General features: G+C 62.9%; 13 protein-coding genes. 8 read left to right on the forward strand and 5 right to left on the reverse strand.

Features of this window, described 5'->3' with window-relative positions; genetic code table 11:
• Positions 1-110: 110 nt before the first annotated feature.
• Both AB5Y54_RS16795 and AB5Y54_RS16800 read right to left on the reverse strand, forming a co-directional pair.
• Positions 111-668 (reverse strand): NUDIX domain-containing protein, encoded by a 558-nt coding sequence (locus AB5Y54_RS16795; RefSeq protein ID WP_223955711.1) that lies wholly within the window; start codon positions 666-668, stop codon positions 111-113.
• Positions 665-1,468: a DUF2989 domain-containing protein gene (locus tag AB5Y54_RS16800; protein WP_042865069.1), complete on the reverse strand. Its 804-nt coding sequence runs from the start codon at positions 1,466-1,468 to the stop codon at positions 665-667. Before AB5Y54_RS16800 ends, AB5Y54_RS16795 begins: the two co-directional genes overlap by 4 nt.
• Before the next feature lie 211 nt (positions 1,469-1,679).
• On the opposite strand from AB5Y54_RS16800, the gene AB5Y54_RS16805 reads away from it, so the two are divergent.
• Both AB5Y54_RS16805 and AB5Y54_RS16810 read left to right on the forward strand, forming a co-directional pair.
• Entirely contained in the window at positions 1,680-3,113 is a 1,434-nt protein-coding gene (locus tag AB5Y54_RS16805) for a glyceraldehyde-3-phosphate dehydrogenase (protein ID WP_010675422.1), read from the forward strand.
• Positions 3,114-3,173: 60 nt separating this feature from the next.
• Positions 3,174-3,467, forward strand: coding sequence for a YeaC family protein (locus AB5Y54_RS16810; RefSeq protein ID WP_010675423.1), 294 nt, complete (start codon positions 3,174-3,176; stop codon positions 3,465-3,467).
• Between the two features lie 259 nt (positions 3,468-3,726).
• Here AB5Y54_RS16810 and ansA read toward each other — a convergent pair whose 3' ends face one another.
• The gene (gene ansA, locus AB5Y54_RS16815; protein WP_010675424.1) at positions 3,727-4,734 is read right to left on the reverse strand and encodes an asparaginase; all 1,008 of its coding nucleotides are present in this window, start codon (positions 4,732-4,734) and stop codon (positions 3,727-3,729) included.
• A 489-nt stretch (positions 4,735-5,223) separates the two neighbouring features.
• Here ansA and gltS point away from each other — a divergent pair, with 489 nt between their 5' ends.
• A complete protein-coding gene (gltS, locus tag AB5Y54_RS16820; protein WP_039040321.1) occupies positions 5,224-6,423 on the forward strand; it encodes a sodium/glutamate symporter in 1,200 nt (399 codons plus the stop codon).
• A 206-nt stretch (positions 6,424-6,629) separates the two neighbouring features.
• Here gltS and AB5Y54_RS16825 read toward each other — a convergent pair whose 3' ends face one another.
• Positions 6,630-8,501 (reverse strand): methyl-accepting chemotaxis protein, encoded by a 1,872-nt coding sequence (locus AB5Y54_RS16825; RefSeq protein WP_041215693.1) that lies wholly within the window; start codon positions 8,499-8,501, stop codon positions 6,630-6,632.
• 252 nt (positions 8,502-8,753) lie between these two features.
• Between AB5Y54_RS16825 and prfB the strand changes: the two genes are divergently transcribed.
• Positions 8,754-9,852 (forward strand): peptide chain release factor 2 gene (gene prfB / locus AB5Y54_RS16830; RefSeq protein ID WP_102948437.1). Its coding sequence is split into 2 segments (ribosomal slippage): positions 8,754-8,828 and positions 8,830-9,852, totalling 1,098 coding nucleotides; the frame shifts between segments, so codons are not numbered across the junction.
• Positions 9,853-9,929: 77 nt separating this feature from the next.
• Positions 9,930-11,408, forward strand: coding sequence for a lysine--tRNA ligase (gene lysS, locus AB5Y54_RS16835; protein WP_368154064.1), 1,479 nt, complete (start codon positions 9,930-9,932; stop codon positions 11,406-11,408).
• A 106-nt stretch (positions 11,409-11,514) separates the two neighbouring features.
• On the opposite strand, the gene AB5Y54_RS16840 is transcribed toward lysS, so the two are convergent.
• The gene (locus tag AB5Y54_RS16840; protein WP_368154048.1) at positions 11,515-12,327 is read right to left on the reverse strand and encodes a PhzF family phenazine biosynthesis protein; all 813 of its coding nucleotides are present in this window, start codon (positions 12,325-12,327) and stop codon (positions 11,515-11,517) included.
• 198 nt (positions 12,328-12,525) lie between these two features.
• On the opposite strand from AB5Y54_RS16840, the gene AB5Y54_RS16845 reads away from it, so the two are divergent.
• The 3 genes from AB5Y54_RS16845 to AB5Y54_RS16855 are packed head-to-tail and all read left to right on the forward strand — an operon-like array spanning position 12,526 to position 16,821.
• Positions 12,526-14,313, forward strand: a complete 1,788-nt coding sequence (locus tag AB5Y54_RS16845) for an assimilatory sulfite reductase (NADPH) flavoprotein subunit (RefSeq protein ID WP_368154065.1) — start codon at positions 12,526-12,528, stop codon at positions 14,311-14,313.
• The gene (gene cysI / locus AB5Y54_RS16850) at positions 14,313-16,025 is read left to right on the forward strand and encodes an assimilatory sulfite reductase (NADPH) hemoprotein subunit (RefSeq protein WP_368154049.1); all 1,713 of its coding nucleotides are present in this window, start codon (positions 14,313-14,315) and stop codon (positions 16,023-16,025) included. The genes AB5Y54_RS16845 and cysI overlap by 1 nt, the downstream gene beginning before the upstream one ends.
• The gene (locus AB5Y54_RS16855) at positions 16,015-16,821 is read left to right on the forward strand and encodes a phosphoadenylyl-sulfate reductase (protein ID WP_368154050.1); all 807 of its coding nucleotides are present in this window, start codon (positions 16,015-16,017) and stop codon (positions 16,819-16,821) included. The genes cysI and AB5Y54_RS16855 overlap by 11 nt, the downstream gene beginning before the upstream one ends.
• Positions 16,822-16,853: the final 32 nt, after the last annotated feature.

Genomic DNA, 16,853 nt, shown 5'->3' on the forward strand with positions numbered 1-16,853 from the left:
AGCGCTACGGGCGGGAAGTGAATGTGCCACGTTGCTTGCATGAGGCGCTGGGGCGCCCCATGCAACACGTAATTGGGACATAGCCTTTTTTTATGGGGCAAGCGGCATTGTCAGGTCAGCAAGCCGGACGCTTGCCAGCGGTGCAACTCTGCCAGCACCCGGGTCTCTCGCGCCGTCCACTGGGGACAGGGACCCGCCAGCTGGGTCTTGTTGGTTTGCAGGGCCTCGGCCAGGGGGAACCAGCCCGGCGTGAAGCCGAGGCGGATCTCGTAGGGCTGGGGGCGCGGCGCACTCCAGCCCTCCCCGACCCGACAGAGGTAATAGGACGATCGGATGCAGTAGGCATCGTAATCCGGCTCGCGCGCGGCACGATATTCCCGGGTCTCTCCCAACAGGGGGCCCACGGCCACCAGCTCGGCGCCACACTCTTCCCGCAGCTCCCGGGCCAGGGCCGCATCGTGCGCCTCCCCATGCTCGATGCCGCCACCGGGGAACATGAGATCCCCGTTGACGCGGGAGTGCACCAGCAGCAGTCGATCACCACGCATCACCACGGCCCTCACCGTGGCCCGTTCAAGCACCCTGTCCTCGCCGCGGATCTGGCCGTGCACGAGACGGATATCGAAGGGATGGGCCCACTCCCGGGCTTCTGACAGGGTCGGATTCATGGTGTGCGGTAGCTCCCCTGCCTGAGTGCATCGACGATGGTGGCCGCCTGGTCGTCCAGCGTCTCCTGCTCCTCCTTGCCGATGGCATGGTAAATGCCGAGCCGGGTGGCGGAGACCTCGGGACTCTCCTGGAATGACTCGCTCACCTTGCCCCACAGATAGGCCTGATCAAATCGCTTCTGCCCCATGTAGAGGGTGCTGAGGGCGGTGAGGATCCGGCTGTTGACCTTGTCCCCCTCCCGATAGAGGGAGAGCGCATGATGCATCAGCCTGATGGCCTTCTCGGGCTCGCTCTTGGCATAAATGCCGCCGAGCGCCAGTTGCAGCTCGGGCTCCTCGAGGCTCGGCGTCCCCTCCTGCGCGAGGAAGCTGGCGCGGGCCTCGGGACTGGTGTTGTTGGTCCAGTGCCAGAGCAGCAGGTAGGGATCCCGGGAACCCCGGGTCTGCGCATCCAATTGCTCCAGTTGACGGCCGGCGGCCAGCATCCCTTCCACTCTAGGGCTCTTCTGCTCCCTGGCCCGCTTGTACTCGATGTTGGTGGAGTGCTCGGCGCACTGCAGATAACGCTCCAGGCCGCGCATCAGATCGTACTTGCGCCTGTCCGTCCCCTCTTCCTGGAGATAGTAACGACCGCGAATGACGTCGCTGCGCTCATAGCGACACCAGCCGTCGTCCACCAGGTCCGCGCACAGGGCGGGATATTGGGAGCAGATGTTGTGGATCCTGTCGTCGTCGCAGGCCGTCAACGTCAGGCAACAAGCGAGGGAAAGCAGTAACGGACGCTGTGAGAATAGGGTCATGGTTCACATCTGGTTGATAACAATCGCAACCCGCACCGGCCACCGCCAACTAGCAAACAGGCTACATATCCATTACAATGCGCGCGCCGTATAAGGCCGCGATTGCAGAATAATATAACGAAACCATCAGCCCTACACTGATCTGCCTTCGACGAATTTCAATTTGCCCAGGCAACTTGCTTCAACAACGTGAAATAAAAGGATCTGGTTAATGACCCACGAGCACTACTTGCAGGCGTGGCAGGAGAGCCAGGAGCTCGCCGAAGCCATGCAACCCTTGATAGGTCGCCTCTACCGACAGCAAGGGATAGAGATCACCCTCTACGGACGCCCGCTGCAAAACGCCTCCACCATCGATATCCTCAAGGCCCACCGGGTCGTTCGCCGCCACCAGGGCACCCCGCTGCCCATCCAGCAAAGCTTCCCTCTCCTGCGCGCCATCGTCGCCCTGAACCCCACCGCCGCCGAAGTCGATCTCGGCAAACTGGCCGTGGGCTACTGGCAGGATCACCAGGATGAAGCCGGCATCGAGGACTATCTGCGCGCCAAGCTGGCACCGGCCCTGAACCGCAGTGCTGTGCCCGCCCCGACCGACGTGGTGCTCTACGGCTTCGGCCGCATCGGCCGCCTGCTGGCCCGTCTGCTCATCGAGCGCACCGGCGCCGCCAACTCCCTGCGCCTGCGCGCCATCGTGGTGCGCGGCGGTCGTGACGGGGATCTGGAGAAGCGTGCCAGCCTGTTGCGCCGCGATTCGGTGCACGGCCCCTTCAACGGCTCCATCGAGGTGGATGCAGAACGCAGTGCCATCATCGCCAACGGCACCTTCATCCAGGTGATCTATGCGAACAGCCCGGCCGACATCGACTACACCGCCTACGGCATCGACAATGCGCTGATCGTTGACAACACCGGCGTCTGGCGTGACGAGGCGGGGCTGTCCGAGCACCTCAAGGCCCGTGGCGCCGCCCGGGTGCTGCTGACCGCCCCCGGCAAGGGGGAGATGAAGAACGTGGTGTTCGGGGTCAACCACGAGGTGATAGGCCCGGATGACAAGATAGTCTCCGCCGCCTCCTGCACCACCAACGCCATCACCCCGGTGCTCAAGGTGATGCAGGACAAGTACGGCATCCGCCACGGCCACGTGGAGACGGTCCACTCCTACACCAACGATCAGAACCTCATCGACAACTATCACAAGGGCGAGCGCCGCGGTCGCAGCGCAGCCCTCAACATGGTGATGACCAGCACCGGCGCCGCCAAGGCGGTGGCCAAGGCGCTGCCGGAGCTCAAGGGCAAGTTGACCGGCAACGCCATCCGGGTGCCCACACCCAACGTGTCCCTGGCCATCATCAACCTGTCGCTGGAGCAGACCACCGATCGGGAGAGCCTCAACGCCTATCTGCAGCAGATGGCACTGAGCTCGGCCCTGCATCGCCAGATCGACTTCAGCGCCAGCACCGAGCTGGTCTCCTCCGACATGGTGGGCTCCCGTTTTGCGGGCATCGTCGACTCCCAGGCCACCATCGCCGAGGGGGATCACTGCGTGCTCTACGTGTGGTATGACAACGAGTTCGGGTACAGTTGTCAGGTAGTACGGGTGATGGAGCAGATGGCTGGCGTAGTCCGCCAGGATCTACCGGTATAGTCCGACAGGATCTGCCCGCCTGAACCCGTGTTCATGGCTCAATTTTCAAGGAGAGGCCGGATGTCGTCTCAGCAAGTGACGTTTCAACAAGCGATAGCGCAGATGCCCAAAGAGGTGTACGAGCGACTCAAGACTGCGGTCGAACTGGGCAAATGGCCGGATGGCAAGCCCCTCACCGAGGAGCAGAAGGCCACTTCCCTGCAGGCCGTGATGGCCTGGCAGGCGATGCACCTTGAGAACCCCGAGCACATGAACATCGGCCGTGACGGCGAGATCGTGATGAAGAGCAAGAGCGAGCTCAAGCGCCAGTATCGCGATGAGGAAGAGATAGTGCGGGTCGACCTTAGCCACTGAGGCAGGCCGCACGTCACCTATCGCGGTAACGAAACGAAAGAGGGGAGCCATAATGGCTCCCCTCTTTTTTCCTCTCTATGCAGGATAACTCATCCCCCTCATCCCCCTCATCCCCGGCCCTTCTCCCACCAGGGGAGAAGGGAGCTGGCACGCACCTGCGAGCAGTCAGCGGGCCACCTGCCGGCGATCTTCATGGCAAACCTCGCCACCTCGATCTATCCCCTCTCCCGCTGGGAGAGGGTTAGGGTGGGAGGGAAAGTCAGGGGGTCAGTTCACCCCGCAGGGACTGCTGCATCAGCTCGCGGATGCGCGGCGCCGGCAGATCCTGGCTCAACAGGAAGTGCAGCTTGGTGAGCGCCGCCTCGGCGGTCATGTCAAAGCCCGAGATGACTCCCGCACGGGAGAGGGCGTTGCCGGTGGCATAGCCCCCCATGTTGACCTTGCCGTGCAGGCACTGGCTCAGGTTGACGATGATGACGCCCCGGGCAGATGCCTCGGAGAGCAGCGCCAGCATGGCCGGGTTCTGGGGCGCATTGCCCACCCCGAAGGAGAGCAGGATCAGCGCACGCACCGGCTGTTGCAGGATGTTCGCTATCACCTCAGCCGATATCCCCGGGTAGAGGGTCACCACCCCGATGGGCTGGGGGGTGATGTCGTGCAGCACCAGGGGGCGATCGCACGGCACTCCCAGCTCGCCCGCCTCCAGGGAGATGGCGATACCGGCATTGAGCAGGGGCGGGTAGTTGGGCGAGTCGAAGGCGTGGAAGCCGTCGGCATGCACCTTCTTGCTGCGGTTGCCACGATAGAGCTGGTTGTTGAAGAAGAGCGTCACCTCGTGGATCGGGTAGTTGGCCGCGATATAGAGGGCGTTGAGCAGGTTCTGCTGACCGTCCGAGCGCAGCTCGGCCAGGGGGATCTGGGAGCCGGTGATGATGACCGGCTTGTGCAGATCTTCGAGCATGAAGGAGAGCGCAGACGCGGTGAACGACATGGTGTCGGTACCGTGCAGAATGACGAAACCGTCGTACTTGTCGTAGTTGCCCTTGATATCCTCGGCGATGCGCTGCCAGTCTGCCGGCGTCATGTCGGAAGAGTCGATGAGGGGGGCATATTCGTGGATATGGTAATCGGGCATTTCCGGTCGATGGAACTCGGGCATCCGTGCCAGACAGTCCTCCATGAAGCCCGCCATCGGTACATAACCGTGGTCGGAACGCTGCATCCCTATGGTGCCGCCTGTGTAGGCAATGTAGATGGACTTCTTCACACCCTCTCCTCTCTCTGGACTGGAAACCGGCAAATCAAACAGGGCTCAACCGATACAGCCCCCGTCCTTCAGATGGTGCGGGCGGGCTCAATATCGGTCATCAGCAGACCCCTTGAGGGTCTGTGTCCTCCCGTGGGGGCGGAACCGGGCGAATTATAAAGAGTGCCGCTGCAAATGACAGCCGCAGCAGCATTGTTGCGATCCGGAGCACACTCGGCGAGGCAGTTTTAAATGCCATGTTAACACCATGTTTTAATCATTAATGTGACATATGTGGATGTACTTGGTGTTTTTTGCTAGTATCCGGCGGATTTTTCACAAATCTCATCTGGACGCCCGACGAACACGGGCTCGTGTCGACCCCCTCTTTTGCAGAGGGACGGGGCTGCGGCCCCTCTGTCACTGGCGCGTTCGCCACTCTGTTTCATCCCGGCTGGATCCGTGAGTCTTTCTCGCCAAAGACACAGCCGATCAACATGGGAGCACTGAATGCTACAACTTGATGCCTACGCCACCCTGGTCGCCGCGACCCTGGTGCTGCTGCTTGGCCGCCTGCTGGTCAACAAGATAGGACCCCTGCGCACTTTCAACATCCCCAAACCCGTGGCCGGTGGCCTGGTGGTTGCCCTGGTGCTGCTGGTGCTGCGTTCCACCCTGCAGATCGAACTGCAATTTGATACCAGCCTGCAGACGGCCCTGATGCTGACCTTCTTCGCCTCCATCGGCCTCTCCGCCGATCTGGGCAGCCTCAAGCGCGGCGGCAAGGCGGTGGCCACCTTCCTGCTGGTGGTCACCGGCCTGCTGCTGGTGCAGAACAGCCTGGGGGTGGGTCTGGCCACCCTGCTGGGGCTGGATCCCCACATGGGGCTGCTGGCCGGCTCCATCACCCTCTCCGGCGGCCACGGCACCGGGGCGGCCTGGGGCTCCATCTTCACCGAGAAGTACGGCGTGCAATCCGCCGCCGAGCTGGCGATTGCCTGTGCCACCTTCGGCCTGGTGCTGGGGGGCCTCATCGGAGGCCCGGTGGCCCGTTATCTGGTGAAGAAAGTGCAGGTGCCCGGTGAGGAGCACAACCGTGACGGCGCCCCCCAGGGCTTCGAGATGCCGGACATGGAGCGCCCGCTCACCACCTTCAGCCTGATCGAGACCCTGGCACTCATCGCCATCAGCCTGAAAGGGGGCGAAATGCTGGCCCTCTACCTCAAGGGCGGCGTCTTCGAGTTGCCGATCTTCGTCTGCGTGCTGTTCGTCGGCGTGCTGCTGCGCAACCTGCTCACCCTGCTCAACTGGCACGAAGTGAGCGACCGTGAGGTCTCCCTGCTCGGCAACGTCAGCCTGTCGCTCTTCCTCGCCATGGCGCTGATGAGCCTCAAGCTGTGGGAGCTGGCAAGCCTGGCCCTGCCCATCTTCATCCTGCTGGCCGTGCAGACGGTGGCCATGGCGCTCTACGCCATCTTCGTCACCTTCCGGGTCATGGGGCGCAACTATGATGCGGCCGTGCTGGCGGCGGGTCACTGCGGCTTCGGCCTCGGCGCCACCCCCACTGCCATTGCCAACATGCAGGCCATCACCCAGCGCTTTGGCCCCTCCCACCTGGCCTTCCTGGTGGTGCCCATGGTCGGTGCCTTCTTCATCGACATCATCAACGCCGTGGTGATCAAGCTGTTCCTGGCCCTGCCCTTCCTGTGATCCCGGACGCAGGCCCCGTATGACAGAGCCCACCTTGCGGTGGGCTCTTTGCTTGCTGGCCCCTGGACGCTTGGGCACCACGGGTTACGCTGCCACGACGGTGCCGCCGAGCCCCACCAAGGGGCCGACGGCAGGCAACAAAAAGCCCCGCACCAAGGTGCGGGGCTTTTTACTGACGCCACGGTAGGACTGCGGCCTGACCTTCCTTACAAAATAAAGGTCGACACCTGCTGGTTCAGGTTGGTGGCACGCCCCTTGAGGTTGTGCGCCTGATCCAGGTCGCGCATGGCGGAAGCGGTGATCTCGTCGCTCACATCCTTGATGGCGGTGGTGTTCTGGGTGATTTCACCGGTCACCTGGGTCTGCTCCTCGGCGGCGGTGGCGATCTGGCCCGCCATGTCGGAGATGAGGCTGACGGCCTGGGTGATCTCCTCCAGGGCCGCAGCGGCAGCGTCGGCATCCTTCACGCTGTTGTCCGCCAGCCCCTGGCTGGTCTGCATCAGGCTCACCGCGCGGGCCGTGGTCTGTTGCAGGGTTTCGATGGTGGACTGGATCTCCTGGGTGGAATCCTGGGTACGGCGCGACAACACCCGTACCTCGTCCGCCACCACGGCGAAACCGCGACCCTGTTCGCCGGCACGGGCCGCTTCGATGGCCGCGTTCAGCGCCAGCAGGTTGGTCTGCTCGGCGATGCCCTGGATGGTGGAGAGGATGCCGGAGATGGCCTGGGCGTGACGGCTCAGTTCACCGATGACGCCGGTCGCCTGCCCCACTTCCTCGGCCAGGTTGTTGATGGATTGGCGAGTCTGGTTCACCAGGATCTTGCCCTGTTCACTGCTCTGGGCGGATTGCTGGGCGGCGGCAGCGGTGTTCTCGGCGTTGCCCGCGATCTCCATGGTGGCACTCGCCATCTCGGTGACGGCGGTGGCAACCATGGTCACCTCCTGTTGCTGGCGTTGCAGCTCTTCCACCGCGGCCTGGTTGGTCACCAGACTGCGTTCGGCATCGGCGTTCAGCTCGTTGGCAAGCTGACGGATGTTGGCGATGAGCTGATGCTGGCTGCCCACGAAGCGGTTGAAGCTGCCGGCGAGCTGGCCCACTTCGTCATTGGCGTCGATCTTGATGCGCTGGGTCAGATCGCCGTTACCGTCGGCGATGCGGGCCAGGGCCTGGGACACCTTGGTGAGGGGACCGAGCAGCAGGCTGACCAGCCAGGAGATGGCGAGAATGCTGCCCACCAGCACCAGCAGGGCTAGGCCGAGCTGGGTCATCAGCAGGGAGGAGAGCGGCGCCTCCAGGGTGCTCTTGTCCAGTACCAGCACCAGCTCCCAGTCGGTGTCCGGAATGTCCGTCGCCCACAGCAGCTTGTCACGCCCCTCGTTGTCGAAGAAAGCAGGCACCAGGCTGTTGCTCGCCTTGCTCTGCTCGATCAGGGCATTGGTCAGATCGTTGTCGATCTCGCTGGCTGGCTTCATCGCCTTGGCCGCATCCTTGTAGGCGATGACGGTGCCATCCTTGTGCATCAGGATGGCGAAGCCGTCCGCTGGCAGCTTCATCTTGGTGATGTCATCCACCAGGGAGGCAATGGAGAGATCCCCCCCCACCACGCCGCCCTGGGCAGGCTGGGCCAGGGTCACCACCAGAATGTTGTAGGCCACGTCGAGGTAGGGTTTGGTGACGATCATGCCGCCCTTGGCCATGGCTTCCTGATACCAGCCACGGGAGCGGGGATCGTAACCGTCGCGGTTGATGGAGGGGTCGGAGTCGTTCATCTTGCCACTGCCCTCACCAAAATAGGTGAGCTGGAAACGGCCGGACACCTGGGCCTGTTGCAGGGCGTTGAGGGGCTCGGCACCGGCCTTGTTGCCAAGGGCCTGGATGACGTCACGACGGGCCGCGAGCCAGTCGCTGACGCTGGCGGCCTGCTGGCTACCAAGGCGCTGCACCTGTTCCTGACTGCCTTGCAGCAGCATGGACTTCTGGCTGGTGTAGCTCTGCCAGGAGAGCAGCAGGATCACCAGTGACAAGGCGATGACCACAGACAACAGTATCTTCTGCTTGAGTGATAGGTTTTTCATCGTGTTTTCTTCTTGTGGGGGTCGGGAACAGGATCAATCGGGAGTGCGTGGCACTGTGTGTTGTTAGCGGCCAATCTGCGCAAAACTGAAGCGGAGAATGGCGTGAGTGACGATATTTTACGCGGAAATTTTAAAAATGCTGCGGAAAATTAGAGCAGGAAAAAGAGCGGGGCCAGCCAACCCTGTTTATTCCTTCTGCAATTGGCTAGAATATCCCGTTTTTAAATCACATCGACCCCGAGAGTTTTCACGATGTTTGAAGTCAATCCTGTATTAAACAAGCTTAAGGAGCTGTCTGAGAGGACCGAGCTGCTTAGGGGGTACCTTTGACTATGACGCCAAGAAAGAGCGTCTAGAAGAGGTCAATGCCGAGCTGGAACAGCCGGATGTCTGGAACGAACCCGAGCGCGCACAGGCGCTGGGCAAGGAGCGCGTCTCCCTGGAGAACGTCGTCAGCACCATCGATACCCTGACCCAGGGCGTCGATGACGTCGAGATGCTGGTCAGCCTGGCCGTCGAAGGCGAAGACGAAGAGACCTTCAACGAAGCCGTGGTCGAAGCGGACGAGCTGGAGGCCAAGCTGGTGGATCTCGAGTTCCGTCGCATGTTCTCCGGTCAGCACGACGGTTCCGACTGCTACATCGACATCCAGTCCGGTTCCGGCGGCACCGAGGCCCAGGACTGGGCCAACATGGTGCTGCGCATGTACCTGCGCTGGGGTGATGCCCACGGCTACAAGCCCGAGCTCATCGAATGCTCCGAGGGCGACGTGGCCGGCATCAAGTCCGCCACCATCAAGTTCACCGGCGAGTATGCCTTCGGCTGGCTGCGCACCGAGACCGGCGTGCACCGCCTGGTACGCAAGTCGCCGTTCGATTCCGGTGGCCGTCGCCACACCTCGTTCTGCTCCGTGTTCGTCTACCCCGAGATCGATGATGACATCGAGATCGAGATCAACCCGGCTGATCTTCGCATCGACGTCTACCGCGCCTCCGGTGCCGGTGGTCAGCACGTCAACCGGACCGAGTCCGCGGTGCGTATCACCCACGTGCCGACCGGCGTGGTGGTGCAGTGCCAGAACGACCGTTCCCAGCACAAGAACAAAGATCAGTGTATGAAGCAGTTGAAGGCCAAGCTCTACGAGCTGGAAATTCAAAAGCAGAACGCTGAGAAGCAAGCCCTCGAAGAGACCAAGTCTGACATCGGCTGGGGCAGCCAGATCCGCTCCTACGTACTGGATGATTCCCGTATCAAGGATCTGCGCACCGGCGTCGAAACCCGCAATACCCAATCGGTACTCGACGGCGACTTGGACAAGTTTATCGAAGCCAGCCTGAAATCAGGCCTGTAAACAGAGCAGCAGGAATCACCATGTCTGAACAAACCACCACCCCGGAAGTCGACCAGACTCTCGAACTGAACAACGAGATGCTTGAGCGTCGCTCCAAGCTGGCCGCCTTGCGCGCCCAGGGCAACCCCTTCCCAAACGATTTCCGTCGTGACAGCCTCTCCGGCGATCTGCACGCCGAATTCGGCGACAAGAGCAATGACGAGCTGGTCGCCCTGGGTAAACAGGTGAAGATTGCCGGTCGCATCATGACCCGCCGGATCATGGGCAAGGCGTCTTTCGCGACCCTGCAGGACATGGCTGGCAAGATCCAGATCTACGTGACCCGTGACGACCTGCCGGAAGGCTTCTACAACGAGCAGTTCAAGAAGTGGGATCTGGGTGACATCGTCGGTGTCGAGGGCACCCTGTTCCGCACCAACGCCGGTGAGCTCTCCGTACACGTCTCCACCATCCGCCTGCTGACCAAGGCCCTGCGCCCGCTGCCCGAGAAGCACAAGGGTCTGACCGACCAGGAAGCCCGCTGCCGCCAGCGTTACCTGGACCTGATCGCCAACGAAGAGTCCCGCAAGACCTTCGTGACCCGCACCAAGGTGGTGGCCGGCATTCGCAAGTTCCTGAATGACAAGCGCTTCATGGAAGTGGAAACCCCCATGATGCAAGTCATCCCGGGTGGCGCCTCCGCACGTCCCTTCATCACCCACCACAATGCGCTGGACATCGACATGTACCTGCGTATCGCTCCGGAACTCTATCTGAAGCGTCTGGTGGTCGGTGGTTTCGAGCGTGTCTACGAGATCAACCGCAACTTCCGCAACGAAGGCATCTCCGTTCGCCATAACCCCGAGTTCACCATGCTCGAGTTCTATATGGCCTACGCCGATTACATCGATCTGATGGATCTCACCGAAGAGATGCTGCGCACCCTGGCACAGGACATCCTGGGCGACACCCAGATCCGTTACGCCAAAGAGGGCGAAGAGGGTCTGACCATCGATTTCGGTCAGCCGTTCCAGCGCCTCTCCATGGTTGACTCCATCCTGAAGTACAACCCGGGTGTGACCCGTGACGATCTGGCCACCCTGGAGAAGGCCACCGCCGTCGCCAAGGGTCTGAAGATCGAGCTGATGAAGAGCTGGGAGCTGGGCCACGTGATCACCGCGATCTTCGAAGAGACCGTGGAACACATGCTGCTGCAACCGACCTTCATCACCGAGTACCCGGCTGCCGTCTCCCCGCTGGCCCGTCGCAACGACCAGAACCCGGACGTCACCGACCGCTTCGAATTCTTCATCGGCGGCCGCGAGCTGGCCAACGGCTTCTCCGAGCTGAACGATGCGGAAGATCAGGCCGAGCGCTTCCAGGCCCAGGTTGACCAGAAAGCCGCAGGGGACGACGAAGCCATGTTCTACGACGCCGACTTCGTCACCGCGCTGGAACACGGTCTGCCGCCGACCGCCGGTCAGGGTATCGGTATCGACCGTCTGGTGATGCTGTTCACCAACAGCCACACCATCCGCGACGTCATCCTGTTCCCGGCCTTGCGTCCACAAAAGTAAGCGCCGCAGAAACAGGGCCGCAGCAAAACGCTGCCGTCCATGGCAATCAAAACGCCCCGCAATTGCGGGGCGTTTTTTTATGCAGAAGTCACACCGTGACGAGCGGTCATCGGTCCGCTGGTACGCCAGGCGGCAGCAGCCACTCCCCCTGCCACAGGGTCAGTGCCCGGCCCGCCATCAGCACCCGCTCCTCCTGCAATTCCAGCCTGAGATCCCCGCCCCGGGCCGAGATCTGGCGGGCCCGCAATTGCCGTTTGCCGAGCCGCTCTGCCCAGAAGGGCACCAGGGCGCAGTGGTTGGAGCCGGTCACCGGATCCTCGTCCACTCCGACCCAGGGGGCGAAATAGCGGGAGACGAAGTCGTCCTCCTTCCGGCTCGATGGCGCCGTCATCATGATCCCCCGGCCCGGCAGCGCCCGCAGGGCGTGAAAATCGGGGGTGAGCGCGCGGACCTCTTCCTCGTTGGCGAGCTCAAGCAGGAACTTGGCCCCGGCCGCCAGGGTTTGCAGCGGCTGACAGCCGAGGGCAGCCCCATAGGCAGGATCCAGCTCAAGAGGAGCCAGAGAGATACGCGGAAAGTCGAGCCAGATCCACTCCCCTTCCCGCCGGGCCACCAACTCACCGCTGCGGGTCGCGAAGCGGATGGGGAGATCCCCTGACACCTTCCCCGTCTGCCACAGCACATGGGCCGCCGCCAGGGTGCCATGGCCGCACAAGTCCACCTCCACTTGCGGGGTGAACCAGCGCAACCCGTAATGCCCCTCCCCCAGTTGGGTCAGAAAGGCGCTCTCAGAGAGGTTGAACTCCGCCGCCATGGCCTGCAGCTCGGCGTCGGGCCGCGCTTCCCCCAGCACCACCACGGCGGGGTTGCCTGCGAAGGGGTGATGGCTGAAGGCGTTGACATGATAGAGACGGGACATGGTTGCTCCTTGGGGCATGAGAGATCACCGGGACAGGGGGCTCGGCAAGGCCATTTTTATATCACGGGCGCCCCGGGGCTGAGATGGATTTTGGCTTTATAAATTCATAAATCGCATAAAGAAGATATTTTTATTCTTTGTTGTTATTCATTACACCCCTTACCCTGACCAAAAATCAGACCATGGAAGACATGTGTGATGCCATTGACAGCCCCCACCCTGAGCCCGCTCTCTGACGAACAGCAGCGCCAGCTCAACCAAGTTCTCACCACCCTCAATACCCAGCAACTGGCCTGGGTCAGCGGTTATCTCTACGGCCTCTCCCAGGCGGGCGTCCAGCCCGTGGCGAGCGCAGGCGCAGAAGTCGCGGCTCCCGGCGGCAGCCTGACCATTCTCTACGGCTCCCAGACCGGGAATGCCAAGGGCGTGGCCAGCGCCATCAAGGCCCAGGCCGAGGCCCGCGGCCTGCCGGTGACCCTCACCTCCATGGCGGACTACAAACCCAAGCAGCTCAAGAAAGAGAGCCACCTGCTGGTGGTAGTGAGCACTTACGGGGAGGGGGAGCCCCCCGAGAGCGCCGTCGATCTGTTCGAGCAGCTTAAAAAAGGCAAGGTCGGCAAGCTGGAAGGGCTCAAGTTTGCCGTGCTGGGGCTGGGTGACAGCTCCTATGAGTTCTTCTGCCAGACCGGCAAGGATTTCGATGGTTTCCTCGCCAAAGCGGGGGCCGAGCGCATCCATGAGCTAGCTAGCCTCGATGTGGATTATCAGGATGCCGCCAAGGCCTGGGGCGAGCAGGCCGTTGCGGCGGTCGCCGCCACCCTCTCTGCCGGCGCCGCGACTGCCAGTGTGGCGGGCTCGGTGCAGGCCGCCGTCGGCCACAGCCAGTACAACAAGGAGAACCCCTTCCCGGCCAGACTCTCGGTGAACCAGAAGATCACCGGCCGCGACTCCACCAAGGACATCCGTCACATCGAGATCAACCTGGAAGAGTCCGGCATCACCTATCAACCGGGGGACGCACTCGGCATCTGGTTCTACAACGACGCCGATCTCGTGGGGGAAGTGCTGGCCCTGACCGATCTGACCGGTGACGAGGCCACCCCCCATGGCAGCCTGCGCGAGGCGCTGACCCGTCACTACGAGCTGACCCGGTTGCACGGGGGCCTGATCACTGGCCTCGCCGAGATCACGGACAACGCGGCGCTGAAAGATCTGGCCGGTGACAAGGCCCAGGTCAACGCCCTGGTGGCCAGCGCCCAGGTGGTGGACGTACTGAAACGCTTCCCGGCTTCCTTGAGTGCCGATCAACTGATCGCACTGCTGCGCCCCCTCACCCCCCGCCTCTACTCCATCGCCTCCGCCCAGAGCGAGGTGGAAGAAGAGGTGCACCTGACCGTCGGCGTGGTGCGCTACCGCCAAGAAGATGGCACAGTGCGAAGCGGCGGCGCCTCCTCCTATCTGGCGGACCGTCTGCCGGAAGATGCCGAGGTCCGGGTGTTCGTGGAGCACAACGACAACTTCCGCCTGCCCGCCAATCCCGACACCCCCGTCATCATGGTGGGCCCGGGCACCGGCATTGCCCCGTTCCGCGCCTTCCTGCAGGAGCGGGAAGCACAGGGGGCAGAGGGCCAGAACTGGCTCTTCTTCGGCAATCCCCACTTCACCCAGGACTTCCTCTATCAGGTGGAGTGGCAGCGTTATGTGAAATCGGGCCTGCTGTCCAAGATCTCCCTGGCCTTCAGCCGGGATCAGGCCAACAAGATTTATGTGCAGGACCGCCTGCGCGAGGCAGGGCTTGAGCTCTACCAGTGGCTGGAAGCAGGCGCTCACTTCTATGTGTGTGGCGACGCCAACCACATGGCGAAGGATGTGCAGGAAGCCCTGCTGGAAGTGATTGCGGAACACGGCCACAAGAGCCGTGAGGAAGCAGAAGAGTATCTGAGCGAATTGCGTCGTGCCAAACGTTATCAAAGGGATGTCTATTGATGAGCAAACAACTTATTCCGGGACCGGTCGAAGGGCCGCTGGCTGACAACGAACGCCTCAAGCGCGAGAGCAACTTCCTGCGCGGCACCATCGCCGAAGATCTGCAGGACCCGCTCACCGGCGGCTTCAACGGCGACAACTTCCAGCTGATCCGCTTCCACGGCATGTATCAGCAGGATGACCGCGACATCCGCCCGGAGCGCGCCGCCCAGAAGCTGGAGCCCCTGCACAACGTCATGCTGCGCGCCCGCCTGCCCGGCGGCATCATCACCCCGGCCCAGTGGCAGGTGATCGACAAGTTCGCCGAAGAACACAGCATGTACGGCAGCATCCGCCTGACCACTCGCCAGACCTTCCAGTTCCACGGGGTACTGAAGCGCGACATCAAGCTGATGCACCAGACCCTCAACAGCACCGGTATCGACTCCATCGCCACCGCGGGGGACGTGAACCGCAACGTGCTCTGCACGAGCAACCCGGTGGAGTCCGAGTTGCACCAGGAGGCCTACGAGTGGGCCAAGAAGATCTCCGAGCACCTGCTGCCCAAGACCCGCGCCTACGTGGAGATCTGGCTGGATGGCGAGAAGCTGGGGGGTGACGAGGAGCCGATCCTGGGCTCCAACTACCTGCCGCGCAAATTCAAAACGACCGTGGTCATCCCGCCCCACAACGATGTGGACATCCACGCCAACGATCTCAACTTCGTGGCCATTGCCGAACACGGCAAGCTGGTGGGCTTCAACGTGCTGGTGGGGGGCGGTCTGGCCATGACCCACGGCGACACCACCACCTACCCGCGCAAGGCGAGCGACTTTGGCTTCATTCCGCTCTCCCACGTGCTGGAGGTGGCGGCCGCCGTGGTCAGCACCCAGCGCGACTGGGGCAACCGGGTCAACCGCAAGAACGCCAAGACCAAGTACACCCTTGAACGGGTGGGGGTCGAGGCCTTCAAGGCCGAGGTGGAGAACCGCGCCGGCATCCAGTTCGGGCCGGTTCACCCCTATGAATTCACCAGCCGTGGCGATCGCTTCGGCTGGGTGGAGGGGATCGACGGCAAGCACCACCTGACCCTGTTTATCGAGAACGGCCGCCTGCTGGACTTCCCGGGCAAGCCCCTCAAGACCGGCATGCTGGAGATCGCCAAGGTGCATCAGGGTGACTTCCGCCTGACCGCCAACCAGAACCTCATCATCGCGGGCGTGCCTGCCGGTGAGAAGGCCCGCATCGAAGCCCTGGCGCGCCAGTACGGCCTGCTGGATGACGGCGTGAGCGAGCAGCGCAAGCAGTCCATGGCCTGCGTGGCCCTGCCCACCTGTCCGCTGGCAATGGCCGAGGCCGAGCGCATGTTGCCCGCCTTCGTCACCGACATCGAGGGCTTGCTGGCCAAGCACGGTCTGGCGGATGACGCCATCATCTTCCGGGTCACCGGCTGCCCCAACGGCTGCGGTCGCGCCATGCTGGCGGAAGTGGGGCTGGTGGGCAAGGCGCCGGGTCGCTACAACCTGCACCTGGGGGGCAACCTCGAGGGGACCCGCATCCCGCGCCTGCATCTGGAGAACATCACGGAGCCGCAGATCCTGGCGGAGCTCGACACCCTGATCGGCCGCTGGGCCAAGGATCGCAACCCGGGCGAGTGCTTCGGCGATTTCGTCATTCGCGCCGGCATCATAGCCCCGGTCATCGACTCCGCGAGGGACTTCTATGCAGCCTGAACAGACTGATACAGCCCGGCTGGCGCGCACCGCCGACGGCCGACTCGACCTTGACGCCCTGTTGGTCCTGAGCCGCGAGGAGCAGACCGAGGCGCTGGCCCCCCTCAACCGGGAGCTGGACGCCATGAGCGCCCCCGAGCGGGTGCGCTGGGCCCTGGCCAACCTGCCGGGGGAGCACGTGCTGTCGTCGAGCTTCGGCATCCAGGCGGCGCTGATGCTGCACCTGGTGAGCCGCGAGCGGGCCGACGTGCCGGTGGTGCTGACCGATACCGGTTATCTCTTTCCCGAGACCTACCGTTTCATCGACGAGCTGACCGAGCGTCTCGCCCTCAACCTCAAGATCTATCGGGCCGAACTCAGCCCGGCCTGGCAGGAGGCCCGCTTCGGTCTCCTGTGGGAGCAGGGGGTGGAGGGGATCACCCGCTACAACCAGCTCAACAAGGTGGAGCCCATGGACCGCGCCCTGAACGAGCTCGGTGCCCGCACCTGGTTCTCGGGCCTGCGCCGGGAGCAGTCCGGCAGCCGGGGCAAGCTGCCGGTGCTGGCCATCCAGCGCGGCCGCTTCAAGTTCCTGCCGGTGATCGACTGGAGCAACAAGGACGTCTTCTACTACTTCAAGGAGTTCGACCTGCCCTACCACCCGCTGTGGGAGCAGGGCTACCTGTCGGTAGGCGACGTGCACACCACCACCAAGTGGGAGCCCGGCATGAGCGAGGAGCAGACCCGTTTCTTCGGCCTCAAGCGCGAGTGCGGCCTGCACGAGGAGAACGGCGAGAACGACGGCTCCGGCATCTGATCCCCCGGCCCGGCCATGTGCTGCGCCCCGCC

This window comes from Aeromonas sp. s9 (assembly GCF_040907765.1).
GTDB classification, from domain to species: Bacteria; Pseudomonadota; Gammaproteobacteria; order Enterobacterales; family Aeromonadaceae; genus Aeromonas; species Aeromonas caviae.

Bases quoted from the DNA above. Each gene is read 5' to 3' on its own strand.
- AB5Y54_RS16795 (WP_223955711.1), bottom strand. From the start codon at position 668: ATGAATCCGACCCTGTCAGAAGCCCGGGAGTGGGCCCATCCCTTCGAT.
- AB5Y54_RS16800 (WP_042865069.1), bottom strand. From the start codon at position 1,468: ATGACCCTATTCTCACAGCGTCCGTTACTGCTTTCCCTCGCTTGTTGC.
- AB5Y54_RS16805 (WP_010675422.1), top strand. From the start codon at position 1,680: ATGACCCACGAGCACTACTTGCAGGCGTGGCAGGAGAGCCAGGAGCTC.
- AB5Y54_RS16810 (WP_010675423.1), top strand. From the start codon at position 3,174: ATGTCGTCTCAGCAAGTGACGTTTCAACAAGCGATAGCGCAGATGCCC.
- gltS (WP_039040321.1), top strand. From the start codon at position 5,224: ATGCTACAACTTGATGCCTACGCCACCCTGGTCGCCGCGACCCTGGTG.
- AB5Y54_RS16825 (WP_041215693.1), bottom strand. From the start codon at position 8,501: ATGAAAAACCTATCACTCAAGCAGAAGATACTGTTGTCTGTGGTCATC.
- lysS (WP_368154064.1), top strand. From the start codon at position 9,930: ATGCTTGAGCGTCGCTCCAAGCTGGCCGCCTTGCGCGCCCAGGGCAAC.
- AB5Y54_RS16840 (WP_368154048.1), bottom strand. From the start codon at position 12,327: ATGTCCCGTCTCTATCATGTCAACGCCTTCAGCCATCACCCCTTCGCA.
- AB5Y54_RS16845 (WP_368154065.1), top strand. From the start codon at position 12,526: ATGCCATTGACAGCCCCCACCCTGAGCCCGCTCTCTGACGAACAGCAG.
- cysI (WP_368154049.1), top strand. From the start codon at position 14,313: ATGAGCAAACAACTTATTCCGGGACCGGTCGAAGGGCCGCTGGCTGAC.
- AB5Y54_RS16855 (WP_368154050.1), top strand. From the start codon at position 16,015: ATGCAGCCTGAACAGACTGATACAGCCCGGCTGGCGCGCACCGCCGAC.